The organism is Poriferisphaera corsica, assembly GCF_007747445.1.
Lineage (GTDB): Bacteria > Planctomycetota > Phycisphaerae > Phycisphaerales > Phycisphaeraceae > Poriferisphaera > Poriferisphaera corsica.
In genome coordinates this window covers 3,355,721-3,371,984 of record NZ_CP036425.1, presented here as the reverse complement: position 1 = coordinate 3,371,984, position 16,264 = coordinate 3,355,721, and the positions used below count along the sequence as shown (strand labels likewise).

At 45.2% G+C, this 16,264-nt stretch carries 15 protein-coding genes; 5 read left to right on the top strand and 10 right to left on the bottom strand.

The features are described 5' to 3' along the window. The first annotated feature begins 120 nt into the window (after nt 1–120). Nucleotides 121–543, top strand: a complete 423-nt coding sequence (locus tag KS4_RS13865; protein WP_145079306.1) for a secondary thiamine-phosphate synthase enzyme YjbQ — start codon at nt 121–123, stop codon at nt 541–543. Beyond that, a complete protein-coding gene (locus tag KS4_RS13860; RefSeq protein ID WP_145079303.1) occupies nt 540–1,106 on the top strand; it encodes a hypothetical protein in 567 nt (188 codons plus the stop codon). Before KS4_RS13865 ends, KS4_RS13860 begins: the two co-directional genes overlap by 4 nt. 172 nt (nt 1,107–1,278) lie before the next feature. Here KS4_RS13860 and rplU read toward each other — a convergent pair whose 3' ends face one another. Next, nucleotides 1,279–1,593 (bottom strand): 50S ribosomal protein L21, encoded by a 315-nt coding sequence (gene rplU / locus KS4_RS13855; RefSeq protein ID WP_145079300.1) that lies wholly within the window; start codon nt 1,591–1,593, stop codon nt 1,279–1,281. Between the two features lie 205 nt (nt 1,594–1,798). On the opposite strand from rplU, the gene KS4_RS13850 reads away from it, so the two are divergent. Then, complete coding sequence (locus KS4_RS13850) at nt 1,799–2,665, top strand: SMP-30/gluconolactonase/LRE family protein (protein WP_200761275.1); 867 nt, start codon at nt 1,799–1,801, stop codon at nt 2,663–2,665. Between the two features lie 30 nt (nt 2,666–2,695). On the opposite strand, the gene KS4_RS13845 is transcribed toward KS4_RS13850, so the two are convergent. The 3 genes from KS4_RS13845 to KS4_RS13835 all read right to left on the bottom strand — a co-directional run bounded on the left by KS4_RS13845 (nt 2,696) and on the right by KS4_RS13835 (nt 5,314). Beyond that, a complete protein-coding gene (locus tag KS4_RS13845; RefSeq protein ID WP_145079293.1) occupies nt 2,696–3,130 on the bottom strand; it encodes a DUF1425 domain-containing protein in 435 nt (144 codons plus the stop codon). A 51-nt stretch (nt 3,131–3,181) separates the two neighbouring features. After that, nucleotides 3,182–3,721, bottom strand: a complete 540-nt coding sequence (locus KS4_RS13840; protein ID WP_145079290.1) for a hypothetical protein — start codon at nt 3,719–3,721, stop codon at nt 3,182–3,184. Between the two features lie 135 nt (nt 3,722–3,856). Further along, nucleotides 3,857–5,314: an MFS transporter gene (locus KS4_RS13835; RefSeq protein WP_200761274.1), complete on the bottom strand. Its 1,458-nt coding sequence runs from the start codon at nt 5,312–5,314 to the stop codon at nt 3,857–3,859. A gap of 768 nt (nt 5,315–6,082) precedes the next feature. Here KS4_RS13835 and KS4_RS13830 point away from each other — a divergent pair. Beyond that, nucleotides 6,083–6,691, top strand: coding sequence for a hypothetical protein (locus tag KS4_RS13830; protein WP_145079284.1), 609 nt, complete (start codon nt 6,083–6,085; stop codon nt 6,689–6,691). 64 nt (nt 6,692–6,755) lie between these two features. On the opposite strand, the gene KS4_RS13825 is transcribed toward KS4_RS13830, so the two are convergent. Then, nucleotides 6,756–8,195, bottom strand: coding sequence for a DUF4153 domain-containing protein (locus KS4_RS13825; protein WP_390620480.1), 1,440 nt, complete (start codon nt 8,193–8,195; stop codon nt 6,756–6,758). Nucleotides 8,196–8,412: 217 nt separating this feature from the next. Between KS4_RS13825 and KS4_RS13820 the strand changes: the two genes are divergently transcribed. Next, entirely contained in the window at nt 8,413–9,111 is a 699-nt protein-coding gene (locus KS4_RS13820; RefSeq protein WP_145079279.1) for a CPBP family intramembrane glutamic endopeptidase, read from the top strand. A 1,169-nt stretch (nt 9,112–10,280) separates the two neighbouring features. Here KS4_RS13820 and mdh read toward each other — a convergent pair. The 5 genes from mdh to KS4_RS13795 form a co-directional block, all read right to left on the bottom strand. Continuing rightward, entirely contained in the window at nt 10,281–11,240 is a 960-nt protein-coding gene (gene mdh, locus KS4_RS13815) for a malate dehydrogenase (protein WP_145079276.1), read from the bottom strand. 230 nt (nt 11,241–11,470) lie between these two features. Then, nucleotides 11,471–11,920, bottom strand: a complete 450-nt coding sequence (rpiB, locus tag KS4_RS13810; protein ID WP_145079273.1) for a ribose 5-phosphate isomerase B — start codon at nt 11,918–11,920, stop codon at nt 11,471–11,473. Between the two features lie 195 nt (nt 11,921–12,115). Beyond that, the gene (locus tag KS4_RS13805) at nt 12,116–12,976 is read right to left on the bottom strand and encodes a hypothetical protein (protein ID WP_145079270.1); all 861 of its coding nucleotides are present in this window, start codon (nt 12,974–12,976) and stop codon (nt 12,116–12,118) included. Continuing rightward, nucleotides 12,973–14,205, bottom strand: coding sequence for a multiheme c-type cytochrome (locus KS4_RS13800; RefSeq protein WP_145079267.1), 1,233 nt, complete (start codon nt 14,203–14,205; stop codon nt 12,973–12,975). The genes KS4_RS13805 and KS4_RS13800 overlap by 4 nt, the downstream gene beginning before the upstream one ends. A 548-nt stretch (nt 14,206–14,753) precedes the next feature. Beyond that, nucleotides 14,754–15,731, bottom strand: a complete 978-nt coding sequence (locus KS4_RS13795; protein ID WP_145079264.1) for a PEP-CTERM sorting domain-containing protein — start codon at nt 15,729–15,731, stop codon at nt 14,754–14,756. Nucleotides 15,732–16,264 lie beyond the last annotated feature (533 nt).

Here is a 16,264-nt window from a genome sequence, read left to right as displayed (position 1 = left end):
AAGCGGTCCACGAGAGTGGATCGCTTTTTTGCTCTGATATTGATGAAGTGAATGGTCGGGTCGGGTATGATGTGGGAGGAAGATGATGCAGAGCTAATCAGCAATTAGGATGAGCAAAGTATGAAACATTTGCGAAAAGAATTGTGGTTTAACATTCCTGGCCGTAGAGGATTTGTGAATATCACGGGTGAGGTTGAGGATTTAATTCAGCAATCAGGCGTGATGAATGGACTTGTGCTTGTGAACGCGATGCACATTACCGCGAGTGTGTTTATAAACGATGATGAAGGTGGGCTTCTTCATGATTATGAGGAATGGCTGGAGAAGTTGGCTCCGTTTAATGCGAGTGGAGATGTGTATCATCACAACAGAACGGGCGAGGATAATGCGGATGCGCACATGAAGCGACAGATTATGGGGCGTGAAGTCGTTGTGGCGATTACAGATGGTCGATTGGATTTTGGGCCATGGGAACAAATTTTTTATGGTGAATTTGACGGCAAAAGACGTAAACGCGTACTTGTGAAAATTATTGGGGAATGAGCGTGGAGCAAGAAGAAACGGACTGCTTGAAGGTCAGAGTTGGGCGATGGTGGGGGAGAATGGTTTTGCTGTGTATTGCGATCGGGGCGGGGTTTGGATTATGGGCGAGATGGATTTACATCAGTGATGGGGAATTAGTCGTGGCATGGTTGGTCGTGAGCGCGATGCTAGTGATCAGTGCGGTGTATCAGCAGATTGAGATTGATCGCGTGAATCGGGAGGTGAGATGGAAGTGGTTGTTGTTTGGGCTGCTAGTTTTGTGGACGAAGAAGATGGGGTTTGAATGTGTGGATGGTGTGAAGCTGATTGATGATGGATTTGGGAAGGGGGCTGATCGGACTGAGCGTTGGGCTGTGGCGGTGATGCTTAATGGGAGGTATGTCGAGGTACAGCGATTTGAAGAGGGGGAAGCTGGTAATTGGGAAGAAGTGAGAGAAAAAGCCAATAAGATGGCCATTGGCTTAAGCGATATGATGCGCGTCCCACTGACATATGGTGTAAGTGCCATGGAGCAGGGCGGTGTGGATGATGAGTATGATGATGATGAGGGGGCTTGGCTGTGACTTGTTTTGGTGGTGACGTAATCTAGATTTGGCGGGGTTTGTGGGGGGGTAGAGTATTGGGCAATATATGCGCATGAGAAAACGGCAACCAAGAAGGCTGCCGTTCGTTTGGCAATTCTAAGAATGTACTTCGTACATTCGATTGGAAGTGGTCACACTTCCGAGGGCCGTCTTACGCACTAATTTTAGTGACGCGTACCTTGATGTAGGACTGACGGTGGCCGTTGTTACGGTGATAGCCCTTACGACGCTTGAATTTAACGATGTTAATTTTATCGTCGCGGCCTTCTTCGAGGATGTCAGCTTCAACTGAAGCACCTTCGAGAAGAGGAGCACCGATTTTAGCTTCGCCTTCGCCGCCGACGAAGATAACCTTGTCGAAAGTGACGGAGGAAGCATCATCAGCAAGCTCGCGCTTGTCGATCTTGATGACTGTGCCTTCGGAAACTTTGATCTGTGTGCCGCTGTCTTCGATGATTGCGTACATCTTCAACCTCTGGTTGTGGATTATTGTGTTTAGACGCATATATTGTTGCGTTTCGAGTCGGATAGTGTAGCTGGAAATGAAGTATTTTCCAAATCAAGTACAGGTTGCCGATAGAAGCTGGGGAGAGGTTGGGGGAATGTATGTATGGTATTAACTGTAACTTTATTGTATTGAATGATTTATGCTAATCAAGGGTGTGCGTCGCATGCAAGCGGAACGATACGATATTATTGCTGATGTGAGGTGTGTCTTGGGTGAAGGGCCGGTGTGGCACCCACACGAGCAAGCATTGTACTGGACGGATATTGAGTTAGGACGGTTGTGGCGATGGGTGGAAGGTTGTGAAGCCGAAGTGGTATATGAAGGCCGCAAGGTGGGCGGATTCACGGTTCAGGCGGATGGCTCGTTGTTACTGTTTCGTGATAATGGGAATGTGGTGGTGTGGCAGGATGGTCATGAAAGCGGAACGGTGATCGATCAGATTCCGGGACATGCAAATGAACGGTTTAATGATGTGTGTGCTGATCCGATGGGGCGTGTCTATGCAGGGACTGTCTGTGGTAGTGGGCTGATGGGGCGGCTGATTCGGCTTGATGTGGGCGGGGATTGGCACGAAGTGTTAGGCGGGGTCGCGTGTTCAAATGGCATGGATCTGACGTTAGATCAGAAGATGATGTATTACACAGATAGCGAGATGCGAACAATTTGGTCATATCAATATGATCAAAGCCATGGCGGTTTACATGGGCGGGGGGTTTTTGTGGAGGTGCCTGAAGGAGAAGGTGTTCCAGATGGGTTGACGGTTGATAAGTCGGGTGATGTTTGGAGTGCGCGGTGGGATGGTTGGGGGGTGTATCGGTATGGGCCGGATGGGCAAATGAAAGAGAAGGTCGAATTGCCCGCAGCTCAGGTATCCAGTGTGTGCTTTGGCGGGCAAGGGTACAAAGATATGTTCGTGACCAGTGCAGGTGGTCATTTAGATGATTGGGCTGGTGTGAATGCGGGGGCAGTATTTCGTGTGAATACAGATGCGGTTGGCTGTGAGCCAAACATGTCGCGTATCTGTTTGTAATTCGATTGACCTGAATCGGGTTATGCGAAATTAGCGAGCATAAGTCAGATCAGTAGGTTTGATTTCAAGTCGCCAATCGGAAGCGGTCGGGTTTTCAGTTGATCCTGAAAGATAGGTGTTATTATTAAAAAGTGTTCGTTCTCGCCAATCGCTTACAGGTTCGATTCGTGAATTAGCACTATCATAAAAAATGTAACGATACTTAACCGCGAGCTGCTTGTCAGTGGTTAAACGTATTGGCACAGACACTTTCATCATTTTATAGGGTGATGATTGGACCGATGGCATGCCATAGACAACCTTAACTGGAAAATCACCTTGTAATTCAATTTTCGGATATGACTGTTCTGAAAGTTGTTGCAACGACGCGCTCTGATGGTTTTGTTGTGATTCACAAGCACTGGCTAACACAAGAATTGTTAGCAAAGTAAAGGCAGCAATGATGATGTAGATGTGTTTCTTCATGATTAAGTATGAATCATATATTGAGAAAGTTTGCGAATCGCTAATTATTGGTTACCGAGTATTGATTTTCTGGTTTATGGTTTGTCCAGTGAAAACAGTTTCTTTGGTTTGAGGGTCAACAAGCTGATACTTTAAAAAGTAAAGATTGGTTTTCACATAACGTGTTCGAGATAGCTCGCAATTGAGTGAGTAAATGGTTGTATCTTTTATCTGAACTGATGTGGGCATTTTATCTGCGAACGTGACCTTGTTTTTAGAGAACGGGTCATCTAGATCTGTCCGTAATCTTTTTGTGAAATATTCAAAATCGTTTAGCGGAATTGTTTCAGTTTTATTGATGAATTGTTCGAATACGATTACAAAACTATTCTCTGAGTCTGTAACTAGCGGCGCTTCGTTGATTTGTGTCTTTAACTCTTCAGCGACTTCATCCGTGAACTGTTTGAAAACCACAGGATGGATTTGATTTGGATCGCGCGTTGTTTGCTCTTTTGGATCTTCATCCATCGAATCTGTCGAGGCGCACGCGCTGAGTGTGATAACTGCCATAAATGTACACAAGGCTCGGCCACATGATTTTGTCCTACGCATATACAGACTCCTGCTTTTCTTGTCATCATCAAATTCGTGATGTAAAACCACAGCGAAACACCATGTGTATCGTCGTGAATTTGAATTGAAATTGCTGAATAAAACCGCGATAAGTCAATCGGACGTATCTATAACTCAGGGTTTATCATGTTTTTGAGTCAGGATATATGTGCGTTTTGATAAGGAGCCTACAGCTCTTGTAGGCATGAGTGCTGCTTGCCTGATATTGGAATAAATCGAGGTTGTCATGAACCGGATTGCATCGCGAGTTGGACTGGCTTTTGGCTCTTCAATAAAGAAAACGAATACAAACGAGACAAGTCTAAGAGCAGTTGAAAGTATCAGTAGCACGGCGATGTAATCGTAAGGTTGATCAGAAATCTGCGGGATCGTAAATGTGAAATCCTTAAATTGCCATGCGATTATCGCAGCACTGACGCCTGAAATAGCCCCGGCGATTGCTACCGACACAGAGTTAACTGCTACGAATACTGAACCGTCCTTTGGATTACCGGCAATGCCAATGAGGATGTTGAAGTTTGATAGATCAACGCCTGGCCATGTGATGACGCTAATGATCACAAGCGCATAGCCAAGTCCATATCCCGTTCTATCACAGAAGAGCCAGCCGATTGTGGTCAACGTCGCAATAATGCCTGTGACCAAAAGTACAGGCTTTTTGCCCACGCGATCGATCATACGCCCCCAATACACAAACCCAACAGAACCTAAAAGCAAAGGAATTGTTACTAAAAGGAAGTTTGCACCACGGTTACTGAATTCGAGGCGATCAAAAACATAAAGCCAGATGTACTGAGAAACCGAAGCGAATCCAAGCGTATGAACAACATTAAACAGAATATATGGCCTGAATCCTCTCGTTGTTAATGGCTTATGCAGAGATTTTAACCAACTTGTTTGTGTGATGGGCTTAGGGCGGTCCGGCGTAAACTGACGTAGGTACCCAATTGCTTCTAGAACGCCACACAGACCTGCGATTACAAAAACAGCAGAAAGAACCTTCAGCAATATTTGCGGTTCATTATTGGCCCGCTCTACAAGGTCAAGCATTTCCCCGACCATCAATGAAGATGCAACACCAACAATTTGTGAAAGCAATCGGCGTTTACCGATGAAACGTCCACGAATTCGGCTGGGCATCAGATCCGCCATCCATGAGATCCAACCAGGCACGCCAAAATGCAGTGTAAGCCATGAGACGCCAACGAGTATCAGCATCGCGGGCCATGTCATTTCCTTAGGCAAGATCCAAGGCACGAGTCCGATCAATATCCAGCAAATCCGCGACAGGAAGATGCCGTAGAGCGTTGTTTTTTGTCTTAATGAATGCTGCTCAAGAAAATATGAAGCTGGCAACTGCATGATATTGCCAATGAAAGGCAGAGCCGCAAGTATGCCGAAGTAGCTTGCCGGCATTCCTAATCCCTGAGCATAGCGAACAAGCGCAGCACCGGTAATCGTCCAAAGCCACAATGAGCCAGGGATCCATGCATAGTTAATCCGAACAAGTTTTTCCCGTAGCTCACCACGTCGAAGCGTATGATCAGCCGTGTTAATCGTCTGGAGGGGCACAACGCACTTCCTTGAGGCTAAACCTCGAATTATCCAACTGTAAAGCAGGGCATTATCGTTCGCTCTATCTCATGCACAAGGGGGTAATCGGTAAGAATGTTGAAAAAAATGTACGTGTTGCGTAATTCATACATCATCACGTTGGCGTATGTTGCAGGGATGCATCATCCGGGCGCAGGGTGAAATAGCAATCGAAAACGTGGGGCGATTCATAAGTGGCTGATGCTAATGTGTTTGTGGTTAATGTTTGATGGTTTTGGCATGTGGCACGGCAGTTGCCAATACATGAATCATCGCCCGGAACTTAACTGACTTGAGACGCGGTTAAGTGAAAATCAGGAAGTGAGACGCCTGATAAAAATGGAAAAGAGATCGGGGAGGGGTAAGAGAGAGGCGTTAGGGGCCTAGAAGAGGCAAGGGTAGGGGATTGACAAGTAGGATCAAATACTCGTTGGCATGCAGCCGTCGCCCGAAGGAAGTGAGACGCCTTGTTCGATCTGTGAGCCGCCTAGTATTTGATTGAGACCCGATTTGCTCTAATCCAAAATTAGAGCGCCAGGACTTGAAGATGAGCTGGTTCAACTGTCGCCCGCGAGGAAGTGAGACGCCATGTGGAGCCGAGCCAGCGCATTCTTCGCCTCATTGCTCATGGACTCATACGCCGCTGCCTGATCCGCAGCACCAAGGGTAGGGATCAAACGATCTCTAACAGGTACCAGGGATGTATCTGGCAACACCGCCATTGATTGTCGGCAAAGGAGAAGCGTTATGGCATGGTCTAAAATAATTTGTATTGCAATCATGGCTGTTGGATTATCCGCAGGCAATCTTTACGCGCAGCTCTCAACCGATGCGTCACGTGTTTTCACGTTTCGTAATGAATTGTCCCAGCCACAAGTACAAACTGTGCCTAGCCGTGCGGTTGAGTATTACCCCAAGTATTATTCAACGAATCAACCTGTTCAGACGACGCGCGTTGTGCAAAGAAAGATCGTCGATCGTTCTTCCCTTGTCAGCAACGGCATTGCTAAACAACCAACATGGCCTAATTTAGTTGAAGTTAGGCAAGGCAGTATTACAGTTTTTGTGGATCCAACAGATGTTTTGCTCGGCAAGCGAGTTTGGAACAAGACAGGCGGCATTGACTACAACCACTCACTTCGACAATCACAACGGCTCTTCAATACACTCAATAACCAGCCGCGCGTTTTTACTGAATTCAATGGTCATATTCAGCAGGAATCTGGAGTATATGAGATGTTCTCCCCGGAAGCGATCATTCATAAACCTATTCCAGGCAAGCATCACAAAAAACGGAAAACTCCTAGAAATTACGTAGAAATCAAACAAAAAATGGTCAAGTCATCTGGCCGTTAGAATAGATATATTTAGACCCCTGATCGAGTGCGACCCGGCGTATCCTCTGCCCGGGTCGTACTTTTTAGTCACCTTCATGCCTATGCATAGCTTGCTCTGAATTTACTATTCCATCGTAATCAGCCGTAGTCATCCTGTCGATATCGCTAGGTAATTGAATGCGAGTAGTATTAAGAATCTGCTGTTTATAGTAAGACCATGTACGCCAATCCGCTAATGAATTGATTAAATTTTCACTTTGCTTATTAATGCTGGCTTGCAACGTTACGCGTATCTTTGGGTCACTTGATTGGTTTGCTAGCCATTGCATCGCAGGCAGCGCATGTATCCCTAAAGATGTCAAATACCCAATATCAATATTTGCGTTTTTACCCGTGATCTCACTGCATGTATTGACATTGTACATTGCAATATAACGATCAATATTTACGGGTGATATCAGCAATAATAAGAAGTAAAAATACCAGACGCATTTTCCTGTTAGCCAGTAATTACTTTTGTTATTCATGATTTTGTAAATGAGTGTAATAAGCCCAAGTGTTACTAGAAGCATCCATAGAGCTGCTGCAATACGCCATCTTGTGAGCGAATATGCATTTACATATAAAGCCAATCTGTAACCAGCATTAATTATTAGAAAAACATTCTGAAATATCCAAAGGTACAAGAACAGTAGAATGATTTTGTGTGTCGTAATTTGTTGGGATTGTAAACCTCGTCGATATGAAAACATAACAAAAAGACCAGCCAATAACGCTGTGAAAACAAGTGGATATGCTCCTCTATGTGCATAATTGGCATACGTCATTCCTTCTGGCAATTCGTTACTATTCCACAGGTATTGGATATCACATATCGTTTGTAATAAAAAGATTAGATTAAAGAGTACAAGGCAAACCAACAATACGTTTGTTTTTAGTAAGAATGAATTTTTCCCATCAGTTATTTCCCCTTGATCTTTGGCTTTGGCGATGTTCTTTCGCTTCAAAATACGAACAGAAAAAAGTGGATAAGTAATCATCCAAACCATGATCCAAAACAGTATTCGTATGGGCGTTATATATTGGATCGCATCAATAAAAAAGCCATAGATATATCCTTCAATGATATCGTACATTTTTTCATATATTGGATTCGCATTGATAAATAATGCTATAAACATTGCACCAAAAAAGATTGGAATAAGCCAAGGGATGAGTTTTATGTGTGGTTTATACTGAAAAATTCCTCGTCGCATAGGAGTCTTCAATATTGGTATCGAGCAAAGCCAAGTATTGAATGTTATGTTGATGAATATGAGCCAAGATCGAACGATTTGGGGTAGTGTTTTTGGCCAATAGCTTCGACTTGAAATGCAGTATGTGATGATTGTGATTGAGAACAATGAAAGCGTCATTATTGAAGGCAGTAAAACTAAAGAGATCGCCAAGTAAATTAGGCATGAGAAAATAATGATGTTTTGCCATTGAAGACATCTTTGTTTGCCATGAAAATAGATAAGCATAGATAGGAATATTGCATATATTCCAGATGTCCATCCAATTGAATGTTTGTAAAATAAGAAATCCGCCAATGCTACAGCGGCCCCGGCCGATGCGATCAGGCCGAATTTACGATAACTACGCAACGATGTTGCCATAGCAAACCTCGGATGTGTTATTTGTTAATGGATTCATTTAAAATACGCGAATTACAATAGATTTGTTCGAGGTAACTCTAAAATGTCTACAAACACGCAACTAAAATTTAAAGCGATATTAGCTTTGTGTTTGCTTGTACCCGTGCCATCACTGGGCGTATATATCGCAATGATGATGATGCCCGGCACAACGATTGGCCAGCTCATGTTTGTAGTGACTAAAGTCTGGATATTACTACTGCCCGCGACATGGCATCTGCTTCTAGATAGACAACCAGTGAGCTTCTCGCCTGTTAAAGAAAGTAAGCTATTTGTTGGAGCTGTTTGGGGAGTGGGTATAAGTATCCTTATTGCTGTGATCTACTGGTGGCTTAGTACAAATTGGATTGATATATCCCGCATACAATTAATGGCAGAGAAGATCGGTTTAGATAGCCAGACGAAATATTTGATTGGTGCAATATATTGGATTTCATTCAATTCGCTCGTGGAAGAGTATGTGTGGCGATGGTTTGTCTACAAGAAATTTGAAGTGATTTTTAATCCAATTGTAGCTGTGATATTGAGTGCGATCGCGTTTACAATTCATCACTATCTCGCGCTTAGTATATATTTCTCGTTACCAATCAATCTACTTTGCTGTGTCGGCATCGCGAGCGGCGGGGCCATCTGGTCTGTTATGTACATGAAATACGAGTCAATTTGGCCGGGATATGTAAGCCATGCAATTGTTGATGTTGCGGTATTTGCGATTGGCTATTGGTTGTTCTTCGTTGCGTGATTTGTATCGCATGCAGAGTAGCAAACGACGTTCCTGCAATTTCTATGCTGTTTTGATATTCGAAAAGTCATTGTTAAGTATCGATTATTTTTTTAGAAGTACGGGAAACCCCCCTGTTGTGGCCTGAAAATCATGTGCTAGTATCGCTCCCGTTCTAGCACTGATCCTGCTAGGCAAAGCAGTACGGAGGTGAGGACATCTTTTGGCGAAGATGAATCCCATCTAGACAACTGAATCTTAGTTTGTGTAAAAGAACGCTATACTCGCGCTTTTCTTGGAGGAAAAGATGATTAAGCGTAGCAGATATACTGCGGCCGTAACGGGTCAATGCTTCGATCTTTACATGCAAAAGATCAGCAGCAGATATACCTTACAGTTGTCATCAATACACGACGATACCCACTGTCGACAAGCCATCTTGTTATGGGCAAGCTGTAGCTCAGGTTAATAAAACCTGTTCTGCGTCAGGTGATCGTCCGCAAAATAATGTCAAGCAGTGCTTAACTGCTAACAATAGAATTGTTTCGAATCAATAGCGAAGTTTTGATTCGAATCATGTGAATACTGTCCTTCGTGCGACGCAGGAGGTAGGAGCCTTGCGTAGCCGCAATTGCAGATTTGGAGTAGAAAGATACGATCAAGTGTTGAAGATGTGTAGGAAAAGAGAAAGATACTAAGTAGTGACGAAGATGAAGTAGGTAGAGAAAGAGATCAAGCGCGGGAGATAAAAGCATAATGTTTTTAGCCGTTCTCCCGGAGTTGAAAGATGTAGTTTGATTCAAAGATGCGAAGTTTGTTCTTTTGAAAGGAGAACCTCTCATCCCTCCATTTTGGAGTAGAAAGATTTAGTCGTCAGAAAGAAAGATGTAGTTTTGTAGTACCCGGCACATTTGTGCGTGCCTGGGAGGAGAAAGATAGCTGAATGGCCGAAAGGCCGCCCTTAAGTAGTTTCTCTCTTAAAAGTCTCTCAAGATGTTGTTTAAGTAGTGAAAATCTGCAATTACACGCGAAGTAACCAGTATTCAATTTGTCATCTTCGCCGCACTTGATCAGACCGGCTTGCTGCAACGGCAGGCCGGTCTTTTTATGCGCTAAGACTTGTTGCTGGTCGCATAAAAAAACCCAAGGCAAATCGCCTTGGGTTTGAATATCTAAATAATATTAGATAATTATTTTGCGAGCTCAGGGAACATTTTGTTGACGATGCCAACGAGTTCCTTGACGGCTTCGATGGATGTGTCCATGTAGCCTTTTTCTTCCGCATTGAGGTCAAGGTCAAGAACCTTCTCGACACCGTTCGCGCCGAGTACCGCAGGTACGCCGACGAACAGGTCTTGTGCACCGTATTCATTGTTACCACAGAAGGCAGCACATGGAAGGATGCGCTTCTTGTCTTTGATGATTGCTTCAGCCATCTGGACAGAACCGGATGCTGGTGCGTAGTAAGCAGAAGTACCCATCAACTTGACGATTTCGCCGCCGCCAACTTTAGCACGATCAACGATTTCGTTGAGGCGTTCTTCGCTGATGAAGTTGGTGATTGGGATGCCAGAAATATTCGTGAAGCGTGGCAGTGGAACCATTGTGTCGCCGTGGCCACCGAGGAGAAGAGCATTAACGTCTTCAACTGAGAAACCAGTTTCCATTGCGATGAAAGCTTTGTAGCGTGCAACGTCCAAGCAGCCAGCTTGACCCATGATCTGGTTTGTTGGGAAGCCAGTTGCTTTCCAAGCTGTGTAGACCATTGCGTCGAGTGGGTTAGAAACAAGGATAACCTTTGCTTCAGGTGAGTGTTCTTTGATGTTTTCGGAAACGCTCTTCACGATTTTCGCGTTTGTTTCAATCAGGTCATCGCGGCTCATTCCAGGCTTACGTGGTAGACCAGCTGTAACAATGATCACGTCAGAGTCAGCAATATCTTTGTAGTCAGCAGTGCCGGTGATCTTCGCGTCGAAACGCTCGAGTGGAGCACACTGGAACAGGTCGAGCATCTTGCCCTTAACCATGTTTTCAGCCTGTGGGATGTCGAGAACAACAATGTCGCCCAGCTCTTTCGCTGCTGCCCACATTGCACATGATGCACCGACGTTACCACCACCGATGATAGAAATCTTTGCGCGTTTTGGCATGGATCCGATCCTTCAATAATAAAGGGTGAAATTGTCTGAATTCAGATACAAGCATGATAGACAACTTCACGCCCGCGGCAAGCTGCCTAACATAGATTTCGATTATCGGTGTCCAGATTTCAATACTTGGGAAAATATCGCACTTTTCGCATCAAAAAACCGCCCAGAGGCTTCTGCTGTGGACGGTTTGTTATCAATTTAATATCCCTCGGATGGGCTCTAAAAGCCGATCAGCCCCCAGCTTCCATCCCGATGACCTTCTCTAGTCTGCGTACGTGCCGATCTTCCTGTGAAAAATTTGCACTTAAAAATGCTCGTACTAGCTCGTTCGCCAAGGCCGCACCCACGATCCTCGCACCCATACACAAGACATTCATGTCATCATGCTCTACACCCTGGTGTGCAGAATAGGAGTCGTGGCAAATTGCCGCTCGAACCCCCGTCAATTTATTCGCTGCAACGGATGCCCCAACGCCCGATCCGCATAGCAATACCCCACGATCTGCCTGCCCATGTTGGATCGCTTGCCCAAGATAGCGTGCGAAATCCGGGTAATCATCATCTTTGTCGTACTGATGTGCCCCAAGATCCACAATTTCATGGCCCATCGACTTGATCACACCAATCAAATCCTGCTTCAGTGGAAATCCACCATGATCACACGCTATCGCTACTTTCATTCTTACGCTCCGTTGGCATTCATTCTAGCTGGCCGTATCGTCATACTTCAGCCACAGCCATAGCCACTTTTACTCTCGGCTACTACAACTCAATACCTGCATCTATTATATAGTCATCTCCCCGACACATAACCCTCGTACCAATCCACACACATGCTTCCCCCATCACTTTTGCCCAAATATTCATTGGAATGATCAGTGATCTGATTCATTTTCCTGCGTCATCATCCAAATATACCCACCCCAGAGCCCAATCAGTACAAGCAAAGCGATATTTGCAAACAGCAGGGGTGCAAAAATCGGTGCTCCAAAAACTAAGTTTTCCCACATGCTTTCCGATGATCCCTGAAGATCAGCGATCCCGTGGAAGTAAAATCCAAGTCCGCCCACCAGCATTTGTGTGACCATCACCCAAACCACAACCAGCAAAAACGCTTTGGTTACTCGTTCCCAAATCAATGGAATCAGTACGCCTACAGCCACTGCGCTGGCGATAACAGGAATCCATTCTGTCCACTCATAAAACCCGTTCTGTGCATGGTCTAAAACAGAAAGCACAAAATTCCCCGCAAACCCACCTAATCCTAAAACGATGACCCACTGCCACCAGTTCCGTGTTCCGTACTTCACTGTACGATTCATGATCAGAAGCAGCCCGATACCTGTATAGGATAATGGGGCAGCAAACGGAGCCGCATACACCAATGACGCCAGTGTGTATTCCTTAAAAAATCGCGATTCCAAGTGGTAGATCATTCCCAGCACACCCGTTATGACCGCTCCCCATCCCACAATGAGCCCAAGTACTTTCGACCATTTCTCGTTAGGCTCTAGCTTCCCCTTGATCATGCTCACAATCAGCGCCACCGATCCAACGATCGAAAAATAGAACGGAATCCATTCTGTTGACATTGCGAAAGCATTGATTGAGTGTGCGAAATAGATATCGATCGTTAAGAACGCCAAATTCGAAAAACAGAACAACTCAATCAAGCCGCAAGGCCCGACTTCTACCGCACTCACCACGCGATTAATCATTGCATGCTTCTGATTCATTTCTCATGCTCTTCTTCTAACTTCTTCGCCAATTCGTCAAGCATGACCTGCGAGTGCAGCAATTCATAATTCCCATGCCATTGCACAAAGTCAGCACCGCCCATAAATGCACCATGTTTTGCTGTGCGGCCGAAGTAATGCCACATATCAAAATACACAAAATCAATTTCCTGCGAGAAAGGCGCATGTTCCAGTAAGCCATCCGCTTTTAATTTCAGCATCTGATCGCGAGCCTTACCAATCTTCACGTTTGTTGCATCAACAACCGATTCTGCTTCTTGGTAAAAACGTTCAACATATGGTGCAGTGTGGCACTGTTTACAGACATCTTGCATATTCGCCTGAGCTAACGTGTAGTTAGGTCGTTTTTCTGATACTGGCGCAAACAGCCAATATGACAAACGCTCCGACGTGTCATGCGTCGATTTCAACCCGTTAAGCCCCGACATGTGGCACGTTGCGCACGTCGGTACCGGCATATCATTCGTTGTCAGCGTTCCCGGCTTCGCCTTCAAATCCATGATCCCTCGCTGTTGGTTAAACAGCACGCCGTGCTTAGATTCGTTGTAAATCTCAATCTGCGAGTGATCCGGCCCCATATGGCACTGCCCACACGTTTGCGGCAATCTCGCCAACTCAACCGACGATGCATGACGAGCATGACATGCTGTACACGTCCCAATGGATCCGTCCAGGTTCGGCTTCCCAATGTTATGACACTTCGCGCACCCCACTTCGATCGCAGGTCCGCCCTCTAAAGCCGCCAACTTGTTCGCAGGCCGTTTAACCGCCCCTTTGTGATATTTTTCAGCAAACAAAATCTGTTCAGCCGTAAAGTCATCCGGCCCTTTCACTGCTGCCCATGCCGGTGCCGCATGTCTGGATCTCAAAAATTGGTCATATTGCTGTGCATGACATTGCGAACAATTTTTAGAAGTCAATCGGTTCGCAATAATGAACCCACGATGTTCCATCTTCTGCTGGCCCGGCAAAGCCTGGTGGCATTCCAAACAATTCACCTTCGCCTTCGCATGCCCAGACAACGAATACTCAAATACAATCGCATGCGTCTCGCGCGAATGGCATTCCGCACACTTCCCAGATGCACGTACAAGATCAACCGTTGGCTGTGCCACCTCAATCTCAGGCCGTCTCGAGTTGACCATCAAAACGACCAACAATAATGCGCTTGCAACGATAACCGCTGTAAATATTGCTCGAAATGTCACAGGTAGCCTCCACGCAATAACCAAGTGTTACACGAACAGCACACGATTTCGCCACCAAACGCTAACCCATCGCATGGTTTCAGCAGATTTTGATTGTGATGTGCCCGTCTTATCAAATGGCTTCGCCGCACATTGCACATTAATACCAAATGAGAAGCCGCCACTGATTTGTTACGTACACATCAAAATTCAAAGTTGCACCAAAACCTGTCGCGTGCAGGACAATGTATGATTTTTCATTCAATCAATACAACCTAAAACACTGCTCTAATAGAAATGCAAAGCAGTGCTACTTCAGATAGACCGTTCAAAGACTAATACACAACACATAGCGCTAAGAATTGGGATCACATCTATACACATTTAAAGTTAAAACAACCGATAAGGCAATCTTTTTCTCCAATTTTCACCCTTTATTCGCGATACACGCGGTAAAGCTAAGTTTTGCACATCTATACAAATGAAAAACCGCCGAACCAAGAGGTTCGACGGCCATTGGGTTGAGTGGTCAAATTGTATTGGTAAGCAAACCCTTGCTTAGTGCGTCATTATTTACGACGACGCAGCATTGCCAAACCACCAAGACCGAACAGTGCCAGTGATGCAGGTTCTGGCACGTCTGTGATAACAAAGTTATCAAACACGCCGAAGCTCAAATCAGCATTATCTGACACTGAACCGAATAGGTCCATATAGAGCAAGCCAGCTTTACCGTCAGTCGCAACCGCACTGCCTATATTGCTGTCGATCGTGATGATATCTACACCATCAAGAGCCCACTTCACGGTACCAGCTTCCGAATCTACGACTGCTTCAAATGCGTGCCATGCAAAACCCGCGGCACCGGCATACAAATTCGGGTCGTTAAACTCACCAGTTGGGATACCCTCGCTATCTTTGATAGCTGAGCCGTTCTGTTGTGTGTAGTTTTCCTGCTGCCAAATTGGAGCGGCATAACCTTGGTCGCCGTGACCGAAGATCGGAACCAAAGCGTCTTGGTTCTGACTTGTTACAGCGTACTGCCCGCTAGCAATGTCTTGCTCGCCCGCATCTTTGTAACCGCGAATATCACGTGCTGAACCAGCATCACCAGTGATCAATAAGCCTGCACCATTACGGCCAGCTGTCACGCCATCGTGACCAACAACACCACCGAAGAATTCAGTTGAGCCGCCGCCGCCGCCGGGGAATGGGCCGTTCACGTTCGCCCATGCGTCAAATTTGACGATGTATTTGCCGCTGAATGATTGGTTTGTGACAACTGCGACTTCATGCGCAGCGCCAGCACTCATGTTTGCTGCCAAACGAAGGCCAACCGTGTCGCCGCTACCGTTAGGTGCAGCTTCAATACCTAATGCGCTGTAATCAAAACCAAATTGTGCAGCACTGTCTGCCGTACCTGCAACTGCAAACTTGGAAGCTTCTGCTGAACTTAGATCAGATTCAAACAAAACCGCTGCCGATGCTGAGCCTGCAAAAGCCAATGTTGCTGCTAAAAGCGCGCCTGTAGTAAACATAGATTTCATGATTAATATGCCTCTCTCTTAAAAAGTCTCCGAGTGTGCTCGCACGAAATGACTTTGCGAACAATAAATATCATTTAAAGCTTGATAGCTGAAACGCCAGAATTAATTGAAAAAAATAAGTAGAAAAATCTAGGTAAGTGTCTTAGTCGATATGAATGTTACACCTGAAATTAATCGTTGCCAAGCAAAAAGTTATAGAATTAAGGTCGAAAAATTCTAACATAATGAGCGCATAAGCGCGAATTAAAAAGTGTACGAATGTCGTTTTTACCACACTCATGTGAATACATGTGTAACCAGTTGATTATGAAGAATTAACGTGATCAAAACACGCATCACATGCGCCATGGGGCTGCCAATCGCCGTGAAATCGTACGAAGGTTAAATTAGGCAGTAATGTTCATTTTTTTTATACCTCTTATAGATCACAATCCAGAATGGATTCACTTTGACGCTGTTGCAAGGCTTCGAAATGCTTAATTATCGTGATCCACATGGCTCATAAATATCATCATATGCGATATCAAAAAAAA